This is a genomic window from Citrobacter sp. Cb023 (assembly GCF_030336805.1).
Classification (GTDB): Bacteria; Pseudomonadota; Gammaproteobacteria; order Enterobacterales; family Enterobacteriaceae; genus Citrobacter; species Citrobacter braakii.
On sequence record NZ_JAOWCV010000020.1, the window covers coordinates 94,879 to 112,256 of the forward strand.

The window sequence follows — 17,378 nt, forward strand, 5'->3', positions numbered from 1 at the left end:
TTAGTGGTCACGGGTGGCCTCCTGTTGCAGGCGTTTGAGCAGTTCCAGCTCGGCCTGGAAATCGACGTAATGGGGAAGTTTGAGGTGCGAAACAAAACCCGCCGCCTCGACGTTATCCGCATGCGCCAGCACGAACTCTTCGTCCTGCGCCGGTCCCGTGACCGATTCATCGTATTCGGCTGCCTGTAGGGCGCGGTCCACCAGCGCCATCGCCATCGCTTTACGTTCGCTCATGCCGAACACCAGCCCGTAGCCGCGGGTAAAATGAGGGGATTCGTTTTCTGGCGCGACAAAACCGTTGACCATTTCACATTCGGTCATCAGCAATTCACCGACGTTCACCGCAAATCCCAGCTCTTCCGGTACGGTTTCCAGTGCCACATAGCCGCTGCGGATTTCGGCGGCAAACGGGTGATTACGCCCGTAGCCGCGTTGGGTGGAGTAGGCCAGCGCCAGCAGATATCCCTCATCGCCGCGCATCAGTTGTTGCAGACGTGAGGCTCGTGAACAGGGGTAAACCGGTGGCGTACGGGTAATATCATCCGGCTGAGCGCCATTATCCTCTTCACGCTTTGCCAGTCCCTGGTTGGCCAGCAGGGAAAAGACGTGCGGAGAGGCGTCCTGCGCGTCGTCTGCGCTGCGCAGGGGTGGCGTTTCGCCATTGGCCAGCAGGGTAAAATCCAGCAGGCGATGGGTGTAGTCATAAGTGGGACCTAACAACTGCCCGCCGGGAATATCCTTGTAGACCGCAGAGATTCGGCGCTCAAGGCGCATTTCTGCACTGTTAACCGGTTCGCTGACCGCCACCTTTGCCAGCGTAGTGCGGTAGGCGCGGAGCAAAAAGATGGCTTCGACGTTATCGCCGCTCGCCTGCTTCAGCGCCAGCGCGGCCAGTTCGCGGTCGGCGATACCGCCTTCGGTCATCACCCGGTCGACGGCCAGGTTCATCTGTTGTTCGATTTGCGCCACGCTCAGTTCAGCAATGGTTTCTTCGCCCCGGCGTCGGTTTTCCTGCAGGGCGTGGGCGTTGGCTATCGCCTTTTCGCCCCCTTTGACGGCGACGTACATCAGCACACCTCCACATGGGTAGTTCGCGGAATAGCCAGCAGGCGTTCGCCGCAGGTGAGGATCAGGTCGACCCCCAGCGGGAACGGATGCGGGCGTTCGGTGAGTTCGTGAATCAGGCATTCCGGTAGCTGTGGCGCGATCATGCGCTCTTCAGCGATACCGGCGCCGGTCAGACGCAGCATGCGTCCACCGCTTAAGCCAGAGACCTGCACAATCAGCGTGGCGCTGGTTTCTGGCGCGACGGCGGAACCGGCGGAGAGGGCGTTAAGCTGTTCGCTGCTGATGCATTCGTCGGCGACGGCAAAGGCCGCCAACTGCGGCTGATCCACCAGCGGCGCGTTGGTGTGAAAACGCAGATTCTGCCGGGCGATATCGTTATCCATCGACGGCGCAAGCCATACCGGCGTGTCGCCATCGACCAGGGTCAGTAGCACGCTGGTGGTTGCCAGGCCCAGTGGCTGCCAGCCGTGTTTCAGTTGATGCAGGGCGACGATCACGCCCGGCTCACTCATGGCCTTCAGCAGGCGACGAAAGCTCTGCTGAGCATCCTGAACGGGTAAATTAAAAGCGGTTTGTAAGGTCATGCGTTATCTCCGCGTACCAGCGTGAAGAAGTCGACCCGGCTGGCGTTGATTTCGGCACGGCGTGCGCTAATCAGCGCATCGCGTTCCGCTTCCAGCGGGGCAATTAAGGTTTCCATTAGGCTCTGGAAATGCGTTTGTTCCTGCAGCAGTGCGTCAATGACCGCACACTGCTCGGCGTGTTGTTTGTTGCGTCCCAGCAGGTAGCTGTAGCCCAGCGTGCCGCTCTTCAGGCGTACCACTGCGCGGGTAAGCGTGGTATCACCGGCAAAGAAGCGGTTGCCGGTGCCGCCCATGCGAGCCTGGAGCTGCATCAGTCCGCTTTCCGGTGCGCGGATAAGTTCATAGTCTGGCGTCAGTTTGAGCGCGTGGATGCGGGCGTTCAGGGCATCGGCATTGCTGTAAGCCAGCGCGCGCATCCAGCGCTGGCGGGTAGCGGTATCGAAATGCATTCAGTGCTCCATAGTGAATTCAATCATGTCGGCGCGGGTCAGGCTGACGGAGTATTCCGCCGCGTGTTCTTCGCCTTCACGGTGGTTCAGGGTGCGCACGCACAGCAGCGGCGCCATATTGGGGATTTCCAGCACTTTGCTCTCTTTAGCCTGTGCGCGGCGGGCGCTGATGCGCGTTTGTGTGCGCAGGAGCGTCAGACCGGACTGTTCGCGCAGGTAGTCGTGCAGTGAGCCGTTGTTAAAGCCCTGCAGCAGCGGCCATAGCGTGAGGTCGGAAAAATAGTGGTCGATCTGGCACAGTGCGATACCGTTTACCCGACGCAGGGTGCGCAGATGAATCACGTTATCGCCCTCGTTAATGCTGAGCGCATCGGCAATGTGGCTGGAGGCTGGGCGCAGCACCGCCAGCAGTTTTTCGCTGGTGGGGTGGCTGCCCTGGTCCAGCAGGTTCTGGCTAAAGCGCGCCTGGGCATTAAGCGGGTAATCGAATGGGCGCATCAGCACCAGTACACCAACGCCCTGGCGACGCTGGACCCAACCACGCTCAACCAACTGGTCAATAGCGCGGCGCAGGGTGTGGCGGTTTACCTCGTAGCGCGCGGCAAGCTGATGCTCGGCGGGCAGATAGTCACCGCAGCGATAATGATGACGAAGCTCCTGCTCAAGTCTCGCGGCAATTTCCTGATAACGCGTTGGATAACTGGTCGGATGTGTAGACAAGTGCATAGCAATCAATGCCTCGCTAATCAGATAAAGTGCTTACGCAAACGCTGGGAAAGGAAATCCAGCAGGCTGACGGTGACGATGATTAACACCATCAGGGCGCAGGTTTGCTGGAACTGAAAGCCGCGAATCGCCTCCCATAAAGTCACGCCAATACCGCCCGCACCCACCATTCCGACCACCGTGGCCGAGCGGACGTTGGATTCAAAGCGATATAGCGAGTAGGAGATAAGCAGCGGCATGACCTGTGGCAGAACGCCGTACAGAATCTCTTCAATTTTGTTGGCCCCAGTGGCGCGAATGCCTTCTACTGGACCTGGCTCAATGGCTTCTACCGCTTCCGAAAGCAGCTTGGAGAGCACCCCGGTGGTGTGGATAAACAGCGCCATTACCCCGGCGAACGGACCTAAACCCACGGCGACCACGAACAGCATGGCGAAGACCATTTCATTGATGGCGCGGCAGGCGTCCATCAGGCGACGCATCGGCTGGTAAATCCACCACGGTACGAGGTTATCGGCGCACATCAGGCCAAAGGGAATCGACAGCACAACGGCGAGGGCGGTACCCCAGACGGCAATTTGCAGGGTGACGGCCATTTCACCGAGATAGTCCTGCCACTGACTGAAGTCTGGCGGAAAGAAGTCGGCGGCGAAGGTCGCCATATTGCCGGAATCCTGGATCAGCGTGAGCGGAGCCATTTCGGCACCTTTCCACGAGATCACCAGCACGGCGAGAAGAATGGCCCAGCTCAGTAGTGAGAACCAGCTACGTTTGGGCGGGGCGACGGTGATGGTTTGCATGTTTAGCTCCGTGCGTAGGTTTATCGCCGGATGGCAGCGCTTGCGCCTTATCCGGCCTACAGAACATCGTCTGCCCGGTAAGCGAAACGCTACCGGGCATCAGGTTTACTGCACCGCTTTAGTCACGCTGGTCATGGCGCCCAGGGCGGCGGTCAAACGGTCAAGGTCGTCGAGCTGCGCTTTCAGCGCCGAGGTTTTGCTGGTTTTCTCTTCCTCGTTCAACCCTTTGTTGCCCTTCACGCCCTGCATCTCTTTAAACAGCGCCAGTTGGCGAATCGGTACCAGTTGCAGGTCGCTGGAGGCACGGAACGGTGCCCATCCCAGGCGTTCCAGTACGGTTTTCTGTTCCGGCGTTTTGCCGTAATTCATAAAGAAGTCGTACACCTTGTCCTTGGTGGTTTCGGAGAGGTTTTTGCGCCAGACGATCGGATCGCCCGGGATCAGCGGTGACTTCCAGATAACCTTCAGCTCTTTCAGTTTTTCCGGCGCGGAGGTTTTCAGCTTGTCGAGGTTTTCGGTGTTGTTGGTGGCGACATCGACCTGTTTGTTGGCGACGGCCAGCGCGTTGGTTTCGTGTCCGGCGTTAACGGTGCGTTTGAAGTCGCTGGCGGAGATGTTGTTTTTGGCGAAGACGTAGTAACCGGGGACGAGGAAGCCTGACGTTGAGTTGGGATCGCCGTTGCCGAATGTCAGATCCTTACGTTTGGCGATCAGATCGTTCAGGTTGTTGATCGGACTGTCTTTGTTAACGATCAACACGCTCCAGTATCCCGGGGAGCCGTCGGCAGCCACGGTTTGGGCAAACACTTGTCCGTTAGCGCGATCCACCGCTTCCATTGCCGAGAGGTTGCCGTACCAGGCGATATCAACTTTGTTAAAACGCATTCCCTGAATGATCCCGGCGTAGTCCGGGGCGAAGAAGGCGTTCACTTTCACGCCCAACGATTTTTCCATGTCCTTCAGGAACGGTTCCCACTGTGGCTTCAGGTTTTGCTGTGATTCGGTCGAAATAATGCCAAAGTTCAGCGCTTTTTCTTGCTCTTCGGCCTGCGCCGGGCTGAACAAGGTGCTGATGCTGAACATGCTGGTAAAGGCCAGCGCGGCAACGGTCTTATAGCTCATGTTGTTTCCTTAATTAGTCTTTGTTCCAGGCTATTTCACTTGCCAGCCTGGCTGCGCCAATAACGCCTGGTTTTTTAGAACTATGCAGCCTGCGCGTTCTGTTCGACGCGGTTCATGCTGCGGTAGAGATGGTCAAAACGATCGTTATCAAAATGCTGGCTGCTGCCATCAAAGAAGACGTTGCCCTGACGAAGCGCGACAATGCGTTCGCAGTAGCGCAGGGCGTAATCCACCTGATGCAGCGTGACGACCACGGTGATGCCGTCGGTCTGGTTAATGTCGCGTAGGGTGTCCATCACGATGCGTGCGGATTCCGGGTCCAGCGAGGCTATCGGCTCGTCGGCAAGGATCACTTTGGCTTGCTGCATCAGCGCGCGGGCAATCGCCACGCGCTGCTGTTGCCCGCCCGAAAGCGTGGAAACGCGCTGGTATGCAAAGTGCGCCATGCCAACGCGGGTCAGCGCCTGTAATGCACGCTGTTTCTGTTCCTGGCTAAACCAGCTAAAACAGGTGCGCCAAAACGGCGTGCTGCCGAGTGCGCCAATCAGGACGTTTTCCAGTACCGTCAGGCGGTTAACCAGATTGAACTGCTGGAAGATGTAGCCGGTGTGGGCGCGGCTTTTGCGGATATCGCGCGCCAGGCGGCCTTCATGTTGAACGGTGCGACCCAGCAGTTCGACGTGGCTACCCGGGGATTTATCACCGACGATCAAACCGCTTAAATGACGTAAAAGGGTGGATTTGCCAGAGCCAGATGGCCCAAGCAGAGCCACCATCTCACCGGAACAGATGTTCAGATCAACCGCATTGAGCGCCTGATGTTGATTGAAGGACTTGGAGAGTTTTTCGACGCGAATAATCGTTTGCATGATGCGGCCTCCCTTAAAAAGTGGCCCCATCGTGGCGGATCAATGTGACGTTTTCGTTAAGGGATGGTTACTTGGTGATGAAGAGTTGAGCGATTTTTGATGACAGTACGGGAGGGCTGGCCTCCCGTTGGATTACTCTGTAGGTTGCTGCTGTTTGACGACGTTGATCATCCACGGTACGCCATACCGATCGCTCACTTTACCGAAACCATGAGCCCAGAAGGTTTCCTGCCAGTCCATTTCGATTTTTCCGTTTGCTGCCAGGTTATCAAACCAGCGTTTGCCTTCGTCGACGTTTTGCGTGTCGAGTACCAGCGTAAAGCCAGAGTAGTGGGCATTTCCGTCGGGGGCGCTATCGCTCATCATGATGTCGCTGCCCGCAACGCGCAGGTTGGCGTGGGCAATGGCGGTATCGGGGAATTTCATGCCTGAAGGGCAACCCTCTTCGCTGTTCTGCGCCGGTTTGGGCATTTCACCGAAGTTGATTTTGTAGAGTAGCTCAGCGCCTAATGTTTTTTGGTAGTAGGCGATAGCATCAGCGCAGTTGCCTGCGAAGGAGATATAGGGACTTAACGGCATAATCTTTACCTCAGGTAAAAGAAACCAGTTAAGTGTAGTTATCGTCTGCAAAAATAAGCCAGGCGGGAAGTATGAGCTTCCCGCCTGGCAGATGAGCTGGCATCGGCCTGATTGACGTAGCGCCATCAGGCAATTTGCATCAGTTCTTTTTCACAAACTCAGATTTCAGCTTCATTGGGCCAAAGCCATCGATTTTGCAATCGATGTTGTGGTCGCCTTCAACCAGACGGATGTTCTTCACTTTGGTCCCGATCTTCAACATGGAAGAGCTACCTTTTACCTTCAGGTCTTTCACTACGGTAACGCTGTCGCCGTCAGCCAGCAGGTTGCCGTTGGCATCTTTAACGATCAGTTCGTCGCTGTCCTGAGCCGGTTCAGCATCGTTCCATTCGTGAGCGCATTCCGGGCAGATGAACATGCCGTTATCTTCGTAAGTGTATTCGGAGTTGCATTGTGGGCAGTGTGGTAATGACATGTGGATTTCCTCAAAAGTCAGCAGGGGCAAATGCGCCCAAAAATGGCAGATTGCCGAAAAAGGCCGCAATTATACATAAAATCCCTGCTTTTGTCGGGACTACTGCGTGATTATGCAAAATGATCTGCTGTAAAGACCCTTTGCTTTTACCTCAATGAAAGTATGGCGGAATATTTTTTAAGGGAAATTGCTACGCTTAGGTATTTAAGATAAGGTGAGGCGAAATATCTGATATTCATAGGTAACGTTGCTTACGGATGCCTAAGCCATTGTGATTGAATATCATTGACCCCCTTAATTTTAGTAGGGGGATTACGCGGGTATTTTTTAAAACTGAACTACGCTGTTTATCTTTCTTACTTATTACATAAGTGAGAGGCATCCGGCCAGCGGTTATACGCCAAATTTATTTTAATAATATCAGTTGGTTGTTTTGATTTTAATTATTTCTACACGTAATTATAAAAGCCAAAAAATCTATAAATAAAACGATTGGGCTAAATAAAAGTAATGCCATTTGCGTTAAGGAAGAATTTTCCATGCACACACAGACAATATATGAATTAAGTCAGGAAGCGGAACGCTTGCTGATGCTCTCGCTTGAACATCTCAGGCAATTGCAAAAATTGCCTATGACATCGTTGGATGATGTCGCGCTAAAACAAGGAGAGCATAGCAGACAGGTGGTTCAGCCTCTGCATTTCAGCGTGCGTGGCATGGATGTCCAGCAGGCAACGCTCAATAATGAACTGCGTAAGATTACGCGTCTGGAAATGGTGCTGGCGATTGTCGGTACCATGAAAGCGGGAAAATCGACGACGATTAACGCGATTGTGGGGACCGAAGTTTTACCTAATCGTAATCGTCCCATGACGGCGCTACCAACGCTAATTCGCCATACGCCGGGGCAGAAAGAGCCGGTGTTGCATTTTTCACATGTCACGCCTATCGATGCCTTAATGAAAGTTTTACAGCAGCGCGTACGCGAGTGCGATCGCCAGCGTCTTACGCAGACCCTGGAAATTGATAAGGATATGAATGTCCTGCTGCAGCATATTGAAAACGGCGTGGCATTTGAGCGGTATTATCTTGGCGCACAGCCTATTTTCCATTGCCTTAAAAGTCTGAATGACCTAGTGCGTTTGTCAAAAGCACTGGAAGTGGATTTTCCTTTTGCCGCCTATGCCGCGATTGAGCATATTCCGGTTATCGAGGTTGAATTTGTCCATTTGGCCGGTCAGGCGAGCTATCCTGGGCAATTAACCCTGCTGGATACGCCGGGGCCGAATGAGGCCGGGCAACCGCATCTACAAAAGATGCTGAATGAACAGTTGGCGCGGGCTTCTGCGGTACTGGTGGTGATGGATTACACCCAACTGAAATCGATTTCCGATGAAGAAGTGCGCCACGCGATCATGGCGGTCGGCAAGTCAGTGCCGCTGTATGCGCTGGTGAACAAATTCGATCAGAAAGACCGCAACAGTGACGATGAAGAGCAGGTGCGGGCATTAATTTCCGGCACGCTGATGCAAGGTGGGATTGCCCCGGAGCGAATCTATCCGGTTTCTTCGATGTGGGGGTATCTGGCGAACAGGGCGCGTCATGAGCTGATGGCTCGCGGGCGGCTGCCGGATCACCAGGTGCAACGTTGGGTACAGGATTTTGCCGAAGCGGCGCTTGGCCGACGCTGGTGCACCAACGATCTTGAGGATACGGAGCACATCCGCCATGCAGCCGATCTGTTGTGGGAGGATTCACTGTTTGAGCAGCCGATCCAGAAAGTGATTCATGCCGCTTACGCCAATGCTTCGCTGTATGCGCTACGCTCAGCGTCGCATAAGTTATTGAACTATGCGCAAAGCGCGCACGAATATCTGGAGTTTCGCGCCCATGGGTTAACGGTTGCCTATGAGAAACTGCGGCTGAACATCACGCATATTGAAGAGGATATGCAGCAGTTAGAAGTGAGTCAGGGGCGGGTGAGTGATGAAGTCAGTCATGAGGTCGAGCTGGCGCTGGAGGCTGCCGCGGCCTATCTCAATGAGCAACAGACTGAGATTCTGTGCGGCATCAACACGTTCTTTATCAAAGAAAATGTCCTGATGATGTCACAACATGGCCAGGGGGCTGGCGTTTCCTCGGCAGAAATGGCCGGAGAAATGCTGGTGTTGCACGATGAAGGGCAGGCGAAAATCGTGCTGGATAAAATGCGCTCGTCCTGTGAAGTTGTCTTGCTGGCAGCGCAGGAAAGCATCAGTCGGGATTTAGCTCTGCGCTTTGAACAGCTTGAGTCGACGCTGTCCCGGGCGCTAAATGACGCCATGCGCCCCATTGAGCAGCGGGTGAAAGAGGAGCTGAACCACGCTGGTTTTCGTGCGCGGATCCGTTTTCCGGCGTTTCATGCGGCGATGTTTAACTTCAACACCCGCCAGTTGTTTAACGAGGCCATTGAGCAGGATATTCCGGCGGAAAATGCGCCGTCAACTGGCGGTGTGGTGCGTGATACCTTCTCTCGCTGGTTGAATCAGCCCAACTGGGGATGGAATGAGTACGTCGAAACAAAAACGCGTTATCTCATTGATATGGGCGCACTGCATAAAAACCTTGTGCACTATGTCACCCAGTTTTGCCAACAAATTCGTAAAGCTTTAGCTGCGCAGGTCGATATTTCCGTTACGGCAGGCATGGCCACGTTTTTTGCTGATTTTTCACTGTGTTTGACGCAATTACAGGCGAGCCTGCGTGAGAGTCTGACCCTGCGCCAGCAAAATGAATCTGCGGTGAATGCCTTGAACGAACAACTGCAGCATCGCATTACGACTGCGGCATGGCTTTATGAAGATTCCCGCTTGCTGCGCGACGATATCAATACCCTTTTTGCAACCGAGCACACATGACTAACGTGTTACTGGAAGGCCCCGGGCGGACGCTGGAGTGTGTCTACCCGAAGTTTATGGTCGATCTGGTTCAGGGAGATGAAACCAAACGTTCCGGTGGTTTTCTGCAACAGCAGCAGCGGCTGCGTGCGCGTCTGACGCAGGAGGTGCTATCCCAGACGCAACTGCGAGCATGGGTGTTGGCAGGTGTGTCCAGCGAGCATCTGGTGATGCGTCTAAAACTGGTGGAAAAACTGGCGGGCATGATCGATCCGGGCCATCTGGCGCTGGTACGGATCGCCGAAGGGTTGATGTTTTTACAACAAACCGAACACCCGCGTGGACTCTCCACGCCCGGTCTTCTGCAGCAGATAAATTCACTCGCTGACTGGTTTACCCAGCGCGGCGCTTATAAAGAGAAGGCAGTAACGCAACGCGGCCTGACGGTGCAAGCGGGCGAACATAGCGAGCAAATTTTTACCCGCTGGCGGGCTGGCGCGTATGACGGCTGGTCGTTACCTGGACGCTGTTTTGTGGCGTTAGAGGAGCTGCGCTGGGGAGCCTTTGGTGACGCCTGCCGGTTAGCAAATGCCGATGTGGTGTCAATGCTAAAAGACAACCTGCGAACGATGGCTGCTCAGGCGCTGGCAGACAGCGTGAATGCGGCCCCCGCCACGCGTCATTACTATCATCATTGGCTCAGCACGCCGGTTGTTGGCGGCTCGGCTGAGCACAACGATATGTTGAGCTGGCTCGGGGACTGGTGCGACGCGCAGCGTCATCCGGTGAGCTGGTCGGTGACGCAGCGTTGGCAAAATGTGGCGTTGGGCATGCCGAGATTGTGTTCGGCGAAGCGGCTGGTTGATGCGATGGTTGAGGAGATTTTTGCACCGTCCCCGCTCATCAATTGAGCAGGAACGGTGAGTGGGATAAAGGCAGGTTTAGTGGTGCAGGGAGTCTGCCGGGGTAGCCGCCGTCTCATTGACGACCGGGTTTTTATTAAAACGTTTGGCATACAGCGCGGTGATAATCGGCACCAGAATCGCGGTGACTATCACGCTGGCGGCAACCAGCGCCGTAGCGGATGCGGCAACCGGTTCAAATGCCGGGTTAATCTGGGCGATAATCACCGGGTTTGCCACTGCAGCGCCTGCTGCAGAAGAGGCTGCTACGCCTGCCGTACCGTTCCCGCCACCAATAACGCGGTCAGCAATAATCAGCGGAATACCGGTGATGACGATAACCGCGACGCCCAGCAGGATGCCCAGCAGACCCGTATCAACGATGACGCTCAGGTTAATCGTGTTGCCCAGCGCGAAGCCGAAGAACGGGATCAGCACCGGCGTGGCTTTGCTGAAGAAGGAACGCAGATCGTGATCCAGGTTACCCAACGCAAAACCAATCAGGAACGGTAATACCGCGCCGACAAAATGGTGTGGTTCGAAGGAAGCCAGACCCGCGGAGCCGAGGATCACCATGGTCATTAACGGACCGGATTCCAGAGACATCAACACAAATGCGCCAGACTCTTCTTTGGTTCCGTACTGGTTCATCAGGCTGGCGTACAAACCGCCGTTGGTCATGTCCATCGCTGAAACAATTGCCAGTACCGAAAGACCGGCAAAGAACCCGGTTTGAATACCGGTATCAGGAATAAATGAAGCAGCAATCATTGCCACTACCCATGCCACGGCTATTTTAGTTAATACCAGTGTGCCGGATTTGCGTAATACCGTGCCGGTTGCCCGTAAATCAATAGATGCACCGATACAAAAAAACCACACTGCCAGAATCGGCACCGTTCCGCTGATCATTCCTTTGGTAAACGAACCGAAATACGCGCCGGTATCCGGAGCTAACGTATTTAACACTGCGCCTAATAACAGAGGAATCAACATCATTCCGCCAGGGATGCGTTCAATCGTGGCTTTAATTTTCATAAGCGTCCTCATCTCTTGTCGCAGGTAATACACGCGCAAGGAAATAAAAATTAATAAATTCAAGTGTTTACTGTTGTTTCTTAACAAAGAAAACAGCTATCTCTTTGTTTTATAAAATCTAACGCGGCATACGTTGAGCGTGTTGCTGCTCCCAGGGATATTGCGTCTGGAATTAGTTTGCATTCATGGGAACATTGATTCAATCAAAATAAAACGATGTTTTAGTTATCTTCATCACATATTCCGAGCAAAAATTCCTGAGTGCTATGATAATTAAAAAAGCTGTGATCTTTTTGTGAAGAGATTAGGTGGGTTTTTGGCTAGCAGAATAATAGTGACTGTTGTGATTGTTGGTGCAACAAAGCGATTTATTCTTGTATTTAATTGCCAGAAAATCGCAAGCATTACATGTTAAAAAGTTGACTAAGAATGACCTGATTTACGCATGTTGACGAAATGGAAATCTATATGTGAAGTTGATCACAAATTTAAACACTGTTAGGGTAAAGAGGTCATTAACCGCCCAATCAGGCGTCAACAGGTTCGGTTGTACTGCTCGTTTCTCGTCAGTGTAAGTAAACCTGCTACGCTTGTTACAGGGAATGCGTCTGTGCATTCCCCGCTCGGTGATGACCTTGACGCAGGGGCGTTGAGGGACTCGATCTGTAGCGTGACAGGGCTAAGTCTATGAGGACGAGTATGCTAAAAAGGAAAAAAATAAAACCAATTACGCTGCGCGACGTTACCATCATTGATGACGGTAAACTGCGAAAAGCCATTACCGCGGCGTCGTTAGGTAATGCGATGGAGTGGTTTGATTTTGGTGTTTATGGGTTTGTTGCTTACGCATTAGGTAAAGTGTTCTTCCCGGGGGCTGACCCCAGCGTACAGATGGTTGCTGCACTTGCCACCTTCTCTGTTCCCTTTCTGATTCGACCGCTTGGCGGATTGTTCTTCGGTATGCTTGGCGATAAATACGGTCGTCAGAAGATCCTCGCTATCACTATTGTGATTATGTCGATAAGTACCTTCTGTATCGGTCTCATTCCCTCGTATGCCTCGATTGGTATCTGGGCGCCGATTCTGCTGTTGCTGTGTAAAATGGCGCAGGGGTTCTCAGTCGGTGGAGAGTATACCGGGGCGTCGATTTTTGTCGCAGAGTACTCGCCAGACCGTAAGCGCGGATTTATGGGCAGCTGGCTGGACTTCGGCTCGATTGCCGGGTTTGTGCTGGGTGCGGGCGTGGTAGTCCTGATCTCAACTATCGTCGGCGAAGAAAACTTCCTTGAGTGGGGCTGGCGTATTCCGTTCTTCCTGGCGCTACCGTTAGGGCTTATTGGCCTGTACCTGCGTCATGCACTGGAAGAGACTCCGGCGTTCCAGCAGCACGTGGATAAACTGGAGCAGGGCGATCGTCAGGGACTGCAGGACGGTCCGAAGGTGTCGTTTAAAGAGATTGCGACCAGGCACTGGCGCAGCCTGCTGGCATGTATTGGTCTGGTGATTGCCACCAACGTCACCTACTACATGCTGCTCACCTATATGCCGAGCTACCTGTCGCATAACCTGCATTACTCTGAAGACCACGGCGTGCTGATTATTATCGCCATCATGATTGGTATGCTGTTTGTGCAGCCGGTGATGGGTCTGCTCAGCGACCGCTTCGGGCGCCGTCCGTTTGTGATTATGGGCAGTATTGCGCTGTTTGTGCTGGCTATTCCGGCATTTATTCTGATTAACAGTAACGTCATCGGCCTGATTTTCGCTGGGTTGCTGATGCTGGCGGTGATCCTCAACTGCTTTACCGGGGTGATGGCGTCAACGTTACCAGCGATGTTCCCGACGCATATTCGCTACAGTGCCCTGGCCGCAGCGTTTAATATCTCGGTATTGGTCGCCGGTCTGACACCGACGTTGGCCGCATGGCTGGTGGAAAGCTCGCAGAATCTGATGATGCCTGCTTATTATCTGATGGTGATTGCGGTGATAGGTTTAATTACCGGCGTGACCATGAAAGAGACGGCTAATCAGCCGCTGAAGGGGGCTACGCCTGCCGCTTCGGATATTCATGAAGCGAAAGAGCTCCTCGGCGAGCACTACGATAATATTGAGCATAAAATCGAAGATATCGATCAGGAAATTGCTGAGCTGCAGCTTAAGCGTACGCGCCTGGTGCAGCAGCATCCGCGGATTGATGAGTAATCATGTGATTTATCATATCCACTTAAGGTTGGCTTAATCTGTGTCAGGCAAACTCTCCTCCAGAGTATCGGAGGAGAGTGTCATGAAAAACCGCATTTATGAAAGTTTGACCACCGTGTGCAGCGTGCTGATCGTCAGCAGCTTTTTGTACGTTTGGGTGAGTTCTTACTGACCTTTCGCTAATTCCACCCAAGCGCGAGTGCCGGTGGTTCCCTGACGATTTTGCAAATAGAAATGCCCGTGATGTAACTGGGTGATACGACTGACAATGCTCAGCCCCAGCCCAATCCCGCCAAAACGGCTGTCCATACGCACAAACGCTTTACTCAGCTCCCCGCATTTACTCTCATCAATGCCAGGGCCTTCATCTTCGACGGCGATAACGGCATCATGCTCTGTATTCAGGCTAATCGTAATATGGGTGCCTTCCGGGCTGTAACGATGCGCGTTCTCCACCAGATTTCGCAGCAGCATTCGTAATAGCGTCGCGTCGCCACGTACGACAACGTCCGCCGTGCTTTGCGGTAGGAGCAGCGTCTGCTGACGCTGGTCCAGCATGGTGCTGAGTTCATCGTAGGAGGGCAAAATCACGTCCTCCAGCAGTTTGACGTGCTGGTAGCTCCCGGCCGAGAACGACTGTCCAACGCGGGCGAGTTGCAGCAGTTGCGACACGCTGTCCATCATTTGGTCAAGGCGGGCAATTAACGGTGAAACGTCGACCTTATGGGTTTTGGACAGTAATTCCAGATGCAGGCGAACGCCTGACAACGGGGTGCGCAGTTCGTGGGCGACATCGGCGGTAAACAAGCGTTCGTTTTCAATGGTGCTCGTCAGCCGCGTCACCAGCTCGTTGAGCGCTGAGACGACCGCCTGGATCTCAACGGTTGAACTGTGAACTTCAATCGGAGCAAGGTTATCGGCTGCCCGCGTTTCTAACTCTTTTTGCAGATCCGCCAGCGGGCGAGTAATACGTCGCACTGCCTGGTAGCAAATCAGCAGCGTCAGGCTGACCATAAAGATACCGGGGACGATCAGGCTGGCGATGGCCTCGCGGATTTCATGCAGGATGTGGCGATCGTTGTTACGATTTTCGCGTAACGCCTGTTCGAATAGCTGTATTTGTTCGGTGCTTTCGTGCCACAACCAGAAGGTGCTAATCAACTGGAAGACCAGCAGAATAAGACCGATGGTCAGCATCAGGCGATGACGCAGCGGGAGCGGTTTTTTTAGATATTGCAGTAGCTTCACTTAGCTTTCCTCAGTGGCAACCAGCATATAGCCAAATCCCCTGACTGTGCGGATACGTGCTTTACCCACTTTGTCCCGCAGGTTGTGAATGTGCACTTCCAGCGTATTGGTCGACGGTTCGTTATCCCAGCTGTAGATGTCGTTATACAGGATCTCCCGGTGTACCGGGCTGCCCGCCTTAAGCATCAGGCGCGACAGGAGTGCGTATTCTTTCGGCGTTAAGATAACTTCTTGTCCATCCATCCACACCTGGCGACGACCGATATTCAGCGTCAGGTTACTGACAATGAGTTCACTTTCACCCTGATTGTTATGACGACGCAGCAGCGCCCGGATGCGGGCATGCAGTTCTTCCAGTGCGAACGGTTTGACCAGATAGTCATCGGCGCCAACGTCTAGCCCGCTGACCCGGTCTTTCACCGTATCGCGGGCGGTGAGGATAAGCACTGGCACGGTGTATTTTTTCTGTCTGATGCGGTTCAGGAAGTGCAGGCCGTCTTCATCCGGTAAGCCCAGGTCCAGAACCACCAGACTGTAATGGCCGGTCTCCAGACACTGCTCCGCGGCACGGGCCGTTGATACGCCGTCGCAGGCATAGCCTTCTGTTTGCGCGGCGAGTATCAGTCCCTGTAATAACAACGTATCGTCTTCAACAATCAGAATTTTCATTCGTTTAGCCTCCCCGGCAGGGTTGCAGAATATCATCTGCCGCCTGATATTTCTGTGTTTGCACGCCTGTTAATCCCAGCAGGGTTGAGAAGAGATTATCCTGTGAGAAGTCCTCTGAGCCTGCCCGTTTTTGCAAACATGTCTGAGAGATTTGATAGCGTTGCTGATAATCTTCTGAGAGCCACAGCAGCATCGGCACATGTTTTTGCGTATCTGGCGCAATCGAATACGGCAGGCCGTGTAAATAGATGCCATTTTCCCCTAAGGATTCACCGTGATCGGAAAGGTAGACCAGGCTGGTGGTGAAATTATCCTGATGCTCTTTCAGTATATTGATTGCTTTATCAACAATATAGTCGACGTAAAGAATGGTGTTGTCATAGGTATTGACCAACTGTTGCTGTGAACAAGTCTGGATTTCGTTGGTGTCACAGGTTGGCGTAAATTTCTTGAACTGCGCAGGATAGCGGTTGTAATAGGTCGGACCGTGGCTGCCGATGGTGTGCAGCACAATCACGCCGTCACCTTGCAGGTTATTAATGTACTCTTCCAGCCCGTGGAACAGCACGTCATCGTAGCATTCCCCGTCAATACACTGCCCTGGCAGGTTCAGCTTAGTCATATTCTGGTGCGGTACCCGGTCGCATGCCCCTTTGCAGCCGCCGTCGTTGTCGTTCCACAGAACGTTAATTCCCGCCCGCTGAATAATGTCGAGCACGCCTTCCTGATGCTGCGCCAGTTCTTCATCGTAGTGCGCGCGTGGCATTCCCGAGAACATGCAGGGGACAGATACTGCCGTTGCCGTTCCGCAGGATGTGGTGCGGGGGAAATAGACCACATCATCTTTTTCCAGCAACGGGTTGGTCTGGCGCGAATAGCCTGACAGCGAGAAGTTATCGCCGCGTGAGGTCTCGCCGAGAACCACAATCGTCAGGTTCTTACGCTTTTCTTTCACCATCAACGGATTGCGATGGGCGTCTTCGCCAATGCGCACCAGCGGCAGGTGGGCCAGCCTCTGGTGTGAATACCAGGAAGAGGTCGCCACAATGCTGTTGGATGGGCTGAGGGATTTCACCAGTTCTTTATTGTTGCGAAACAGTGAGGCGTAATCTTTGTAGAAGAACGCGGCGACCAGCACGATCAGCAGCGCGGAGAGCAGAATATTCGCGCCACGGAACAGTACGCTGCGCATGGCCGGGGAGATCGGTTTGATTCTTATCCAGCAGGCAATGAGCGCGGCGAGAATGCCGCTCACTCCGAGCGTGATGAGCATTTGCGGCGTCAGCAAAGCAAAGGTTTCGGCGGGTGTGGTGTCCATCATATTGGCGATCATCGAGCGGTCAATGATGATGCCGTAGGTCATGATGAAATATTGGGCCGATGCGCCAACCAGAATGAAAACACAGGCCACCAGGCGATTAAGCCACAGGAATGAGGCCAGCGTCAGCACAATGTTCATGACGCTGAAAGCGACGACCGGCATCGACAAAAACACCAGCACGTTACGCACGGAATCCAGCGGCAGGGCTTGCAGCACTTGTTTATAGAACGCAATGTTCAGGAAAGTCGCAAGATAAAATGAGATCAGGAGAAGCCAGCTGATTAGCCCAAGAGTGGGTCTTTTAAACAGGTGCTTTAACATTAAGGGGGTTCCATCGACTAAGTGGTACAAATCCTCTCAAAGTAAAATTAAGCTAACCTTAAGTTCTTAATGTTGATTTCAGGAATCGCGGGGGGCGGCGTTGGCCCGATGGCCTTACACCATCGGGCA

17 protein-coding genes are annotated in these 17,378 nt (G+C 53.5%); 4 read left to right on the forward strand and 13 right to left on the reverse strand.

Annotated features, from left to right (window positions below):
- The 9 genes from OGW44_RS01145 to OGW44_RS01185 all read right to left on the reverse strand — a co-directional run bounded on the left by OGW44_RS01145 (window position 1) and on the right by OGW44_RS01185 (window position 6,672).
- Window positions 1-1,068, reverse strand: coding sequence for a carbon-phosphorus lyase complex subunit (locus tag OGW44_RS01145; protein ID WP_115191093.1), 1,068 nt, complete (start codon window positions 1,066-1,068; stop codon window positions 1-3).
- Window positions 1,068-1,652: a phosphonate C-P lyase system protein PhnH gene (phnH, locus tag OGW44_RS01150; protein WP_137380696.1), complete on the reverse strand. Its 585-nt coding sequence runs from the start codon at window positions 1,650-1,652 to the stop codon at window positions 1,068-1,070. The genes OGW44_RS01145 and phnH overlap by 1 nt, the downstream gene beginning before the upstream one ends.
- The gene (phnG, locus tag OGW44_RS01155; RefSeq protein ID WP_095715476.1) at window positions 1,649-2,101 is read right to left on the reverse strand and encodes a phosphonate C-P lyase system protein PhnG; all 453 of its coding nucleotides are present in this window, start codon (window positions 2,099-2,101) and stop codon (window positions 1,649-1,651) included. Before phnG ends, phnH begins: the two co-directional genes overlap by 4 nt.
- Window positions 2,102-2,827 (reverse strand): phosphonate metabolism transcriptional regulator PhnF, encoded by a 726-nt coding sequence (phnF, locus tag OGW44_RS01160; protein ID WP_016155477.1) that lies wholly within the window; start codon window positions 2,825-2,827, stop codon window positions 2,102-2,104.
- A 20-nt stretch (window positions 2,828-2,847) separates the two neighbouring features.
- Complete coding sequence (gene phnE, locus OGW44_RS01165; RefSeq protein ID WP_057068415.1) at window positions 2,848-3,627, reverse strand: phosphonate ABC transporter, permease protein PhnE; 780 nt, start codon at window positions 3,625-3,627, stop codon at window positions 2,848-2,850.
- 105 nt (window positions 3,628-3,732) lie between these two features.
- A complete protein-coding gene (gene phnD / locus OGW44_RS01170) occupies window positions 3,733-4,749 on the reverse strand; it encodes a phosphonate ABC transporter substrate-binding protein (protein ID WP_016155399.1) in 1,017 nt (338 codons plus the stop codon).
- Between the two features lie 80 nt (window positions 4,750-4,829).
- On the reverse strand, window positions 4,830-5,618 hold the full coding sequence (phnC, locus tag OGW44_RS01175; RefSeq protein ID WP_016155400.1) for a phosphonate ABC transporter ATP-binding protein: 789 nt from the start codon (window positions 5,616-5,618) through the stop codon (window positions 4,830-4,832).
- Window positions 5,619-5,750: 132 nt separating this feature from the next.
- A complete protein-coding gene (gene yjdN, locus OGW44_RS01180) occupies window positions 5,751-6,197 on the reverse strand; it encodes a VOC family metalloprotein YjdN (RefSeq protein ID WP_016155401.1) in 447 nt (148 codons plus the stop codon).
- Between the two features lie 139 nt (window positions 6,198-6,336).
- Window positions 6,337-6,672 carry a zinc ribbon domain-containing protein YjdM gene (locus OGW44_RS01185; RefSeq protein WP_003031835.1) on the reverse strand — a complete coding sequence of 112 codons (336 nt, stop codon included), beginning with the start codon at window positions 6,670-6,672 and terminating at the stop codon, window positions 6,337-6,339.
- A gap of 539 nt (window positions 6,673-7,211) precedes the next feature.
- On the opposite strand from OGW44_RS01185, the gene crfC reads away from it, so the two are divergent.
- Together crfC and OGW44_RS01195 are read left to right on the forward strand one after the other, a co-directional pair.
- Window positions 7,212-9,569: a clamp-binding protein CrfC gene (gene crfC / locus OGW44_RS01190; RefSeq protein WP_016155402.1), complete on the forward strand. Its 2,358-nt coding sequence runs from the start codon at window positions 7,212-7,214 to the stop codon at window positions 9,567-9,569.
- On the forward strand, window positions 9,566-10,459 hold the full coding sequence (locus OGW44_RS01195) for a diguanylate cyclase regulator RdcB family protein (protein WP_103284309.1): 894 nt from the start codon (window positions 9,566-9,568) through the stop codon (window positions 10,457-10,459). Before crfC ends, OGW44_RS01195 begins: the two co-directional genes overlap by 4 nt.
- A 30-nt stretch (window positions 10,460-10,489) precedes the next feature.
- On the opposite strand, the gene kdgT is transcribed toward OGW44_RS01195, so the two are convergent.
- A complete protein-coding gene (gene kdgT, locus OGW44_RS01200; RefSeq protein ID WP_016155482.1) occupies window positions 10,490-11,488 on the reverse strand; it encodes a 2-keto-3-deoxygluconate transporter in 999 nt (332 codons plus the stop codon).
- Between the two features lie 699 nt (window positions 11,489-12,187).
- Here kdgT and proP point away from each other — a divergent pair.
- Together proP and pmrR are read left to right on the forward strand one after the other, a co-directional pair.
- A complete protein-coding gene (proP, locus tag OGW44_RS01205; protein WP_016155405.1) occupies window positions 12,188-13,690 on the forward strand; it encodes a glycine betaine/L-proline transporter ProP in 1,503 nt (500 codons plus the stop codon).
- An 82-nt stretch (window positions 13,691-13,772) separates the two neighbouring features.
- A complete protein-coding gene (gene pmrR, locus OGW44_RS01210) occupies window positions 13,773-13,862 on the forward strand; it encodes an LpxT activity modulator PmrR (protein ID WP_016155406.1) in 90 nt (29 codons plus the stop codon).
- Here pmrR and pmrB read toward each other — a convergent pair.
- The 3 genes from pmrB to eptA are packed head-to-tail and all read right to left on the reverse strand — an operon-like array spanning window position 13,856 to window position 17,249.
- Complete coding sequence (gene pmrB / locus OGW44_RS01215; protein ID WP_016155407.1) at window positions 13,856-14,938, reverse strand: two-component system sensor histidine kinase PmrB; 1,083 nt, start codon at window positions 14,936-14,938, stop codon at window positions 13,856-13,858. The two genes, pmrR and pmrB, sit on opposite strands and share 7 nt — an antisense overlap.
- On the reverse strand, window positions 14,939-15,607 hold the full coding sequence (gene pmrA, locus OGW44_RS01220) for a two-component system response regulator PmrA (RefSeq protein ID WP_047499584.1): 669 nt from the start codon (window positions 15,605-15,607) through the stop codon (window positions 14,939-14,941).
- A 4-nt stretch (window positions 15,608-15,611) separates the two neighbouring features.
- A complete protein-coding gene (gene eptA, locus OGW44_RS01225; RefSeq protein ID WP_185655059.1) occupies window positions 15,612-17,249 on the reverse strand; it encodes a phosphoethanolamine transferase EptA in 1,638 nt (545 codons plus the stop codon).
- Window positions 17,250-17,378 lie beyond the last annotated feature (129 nt).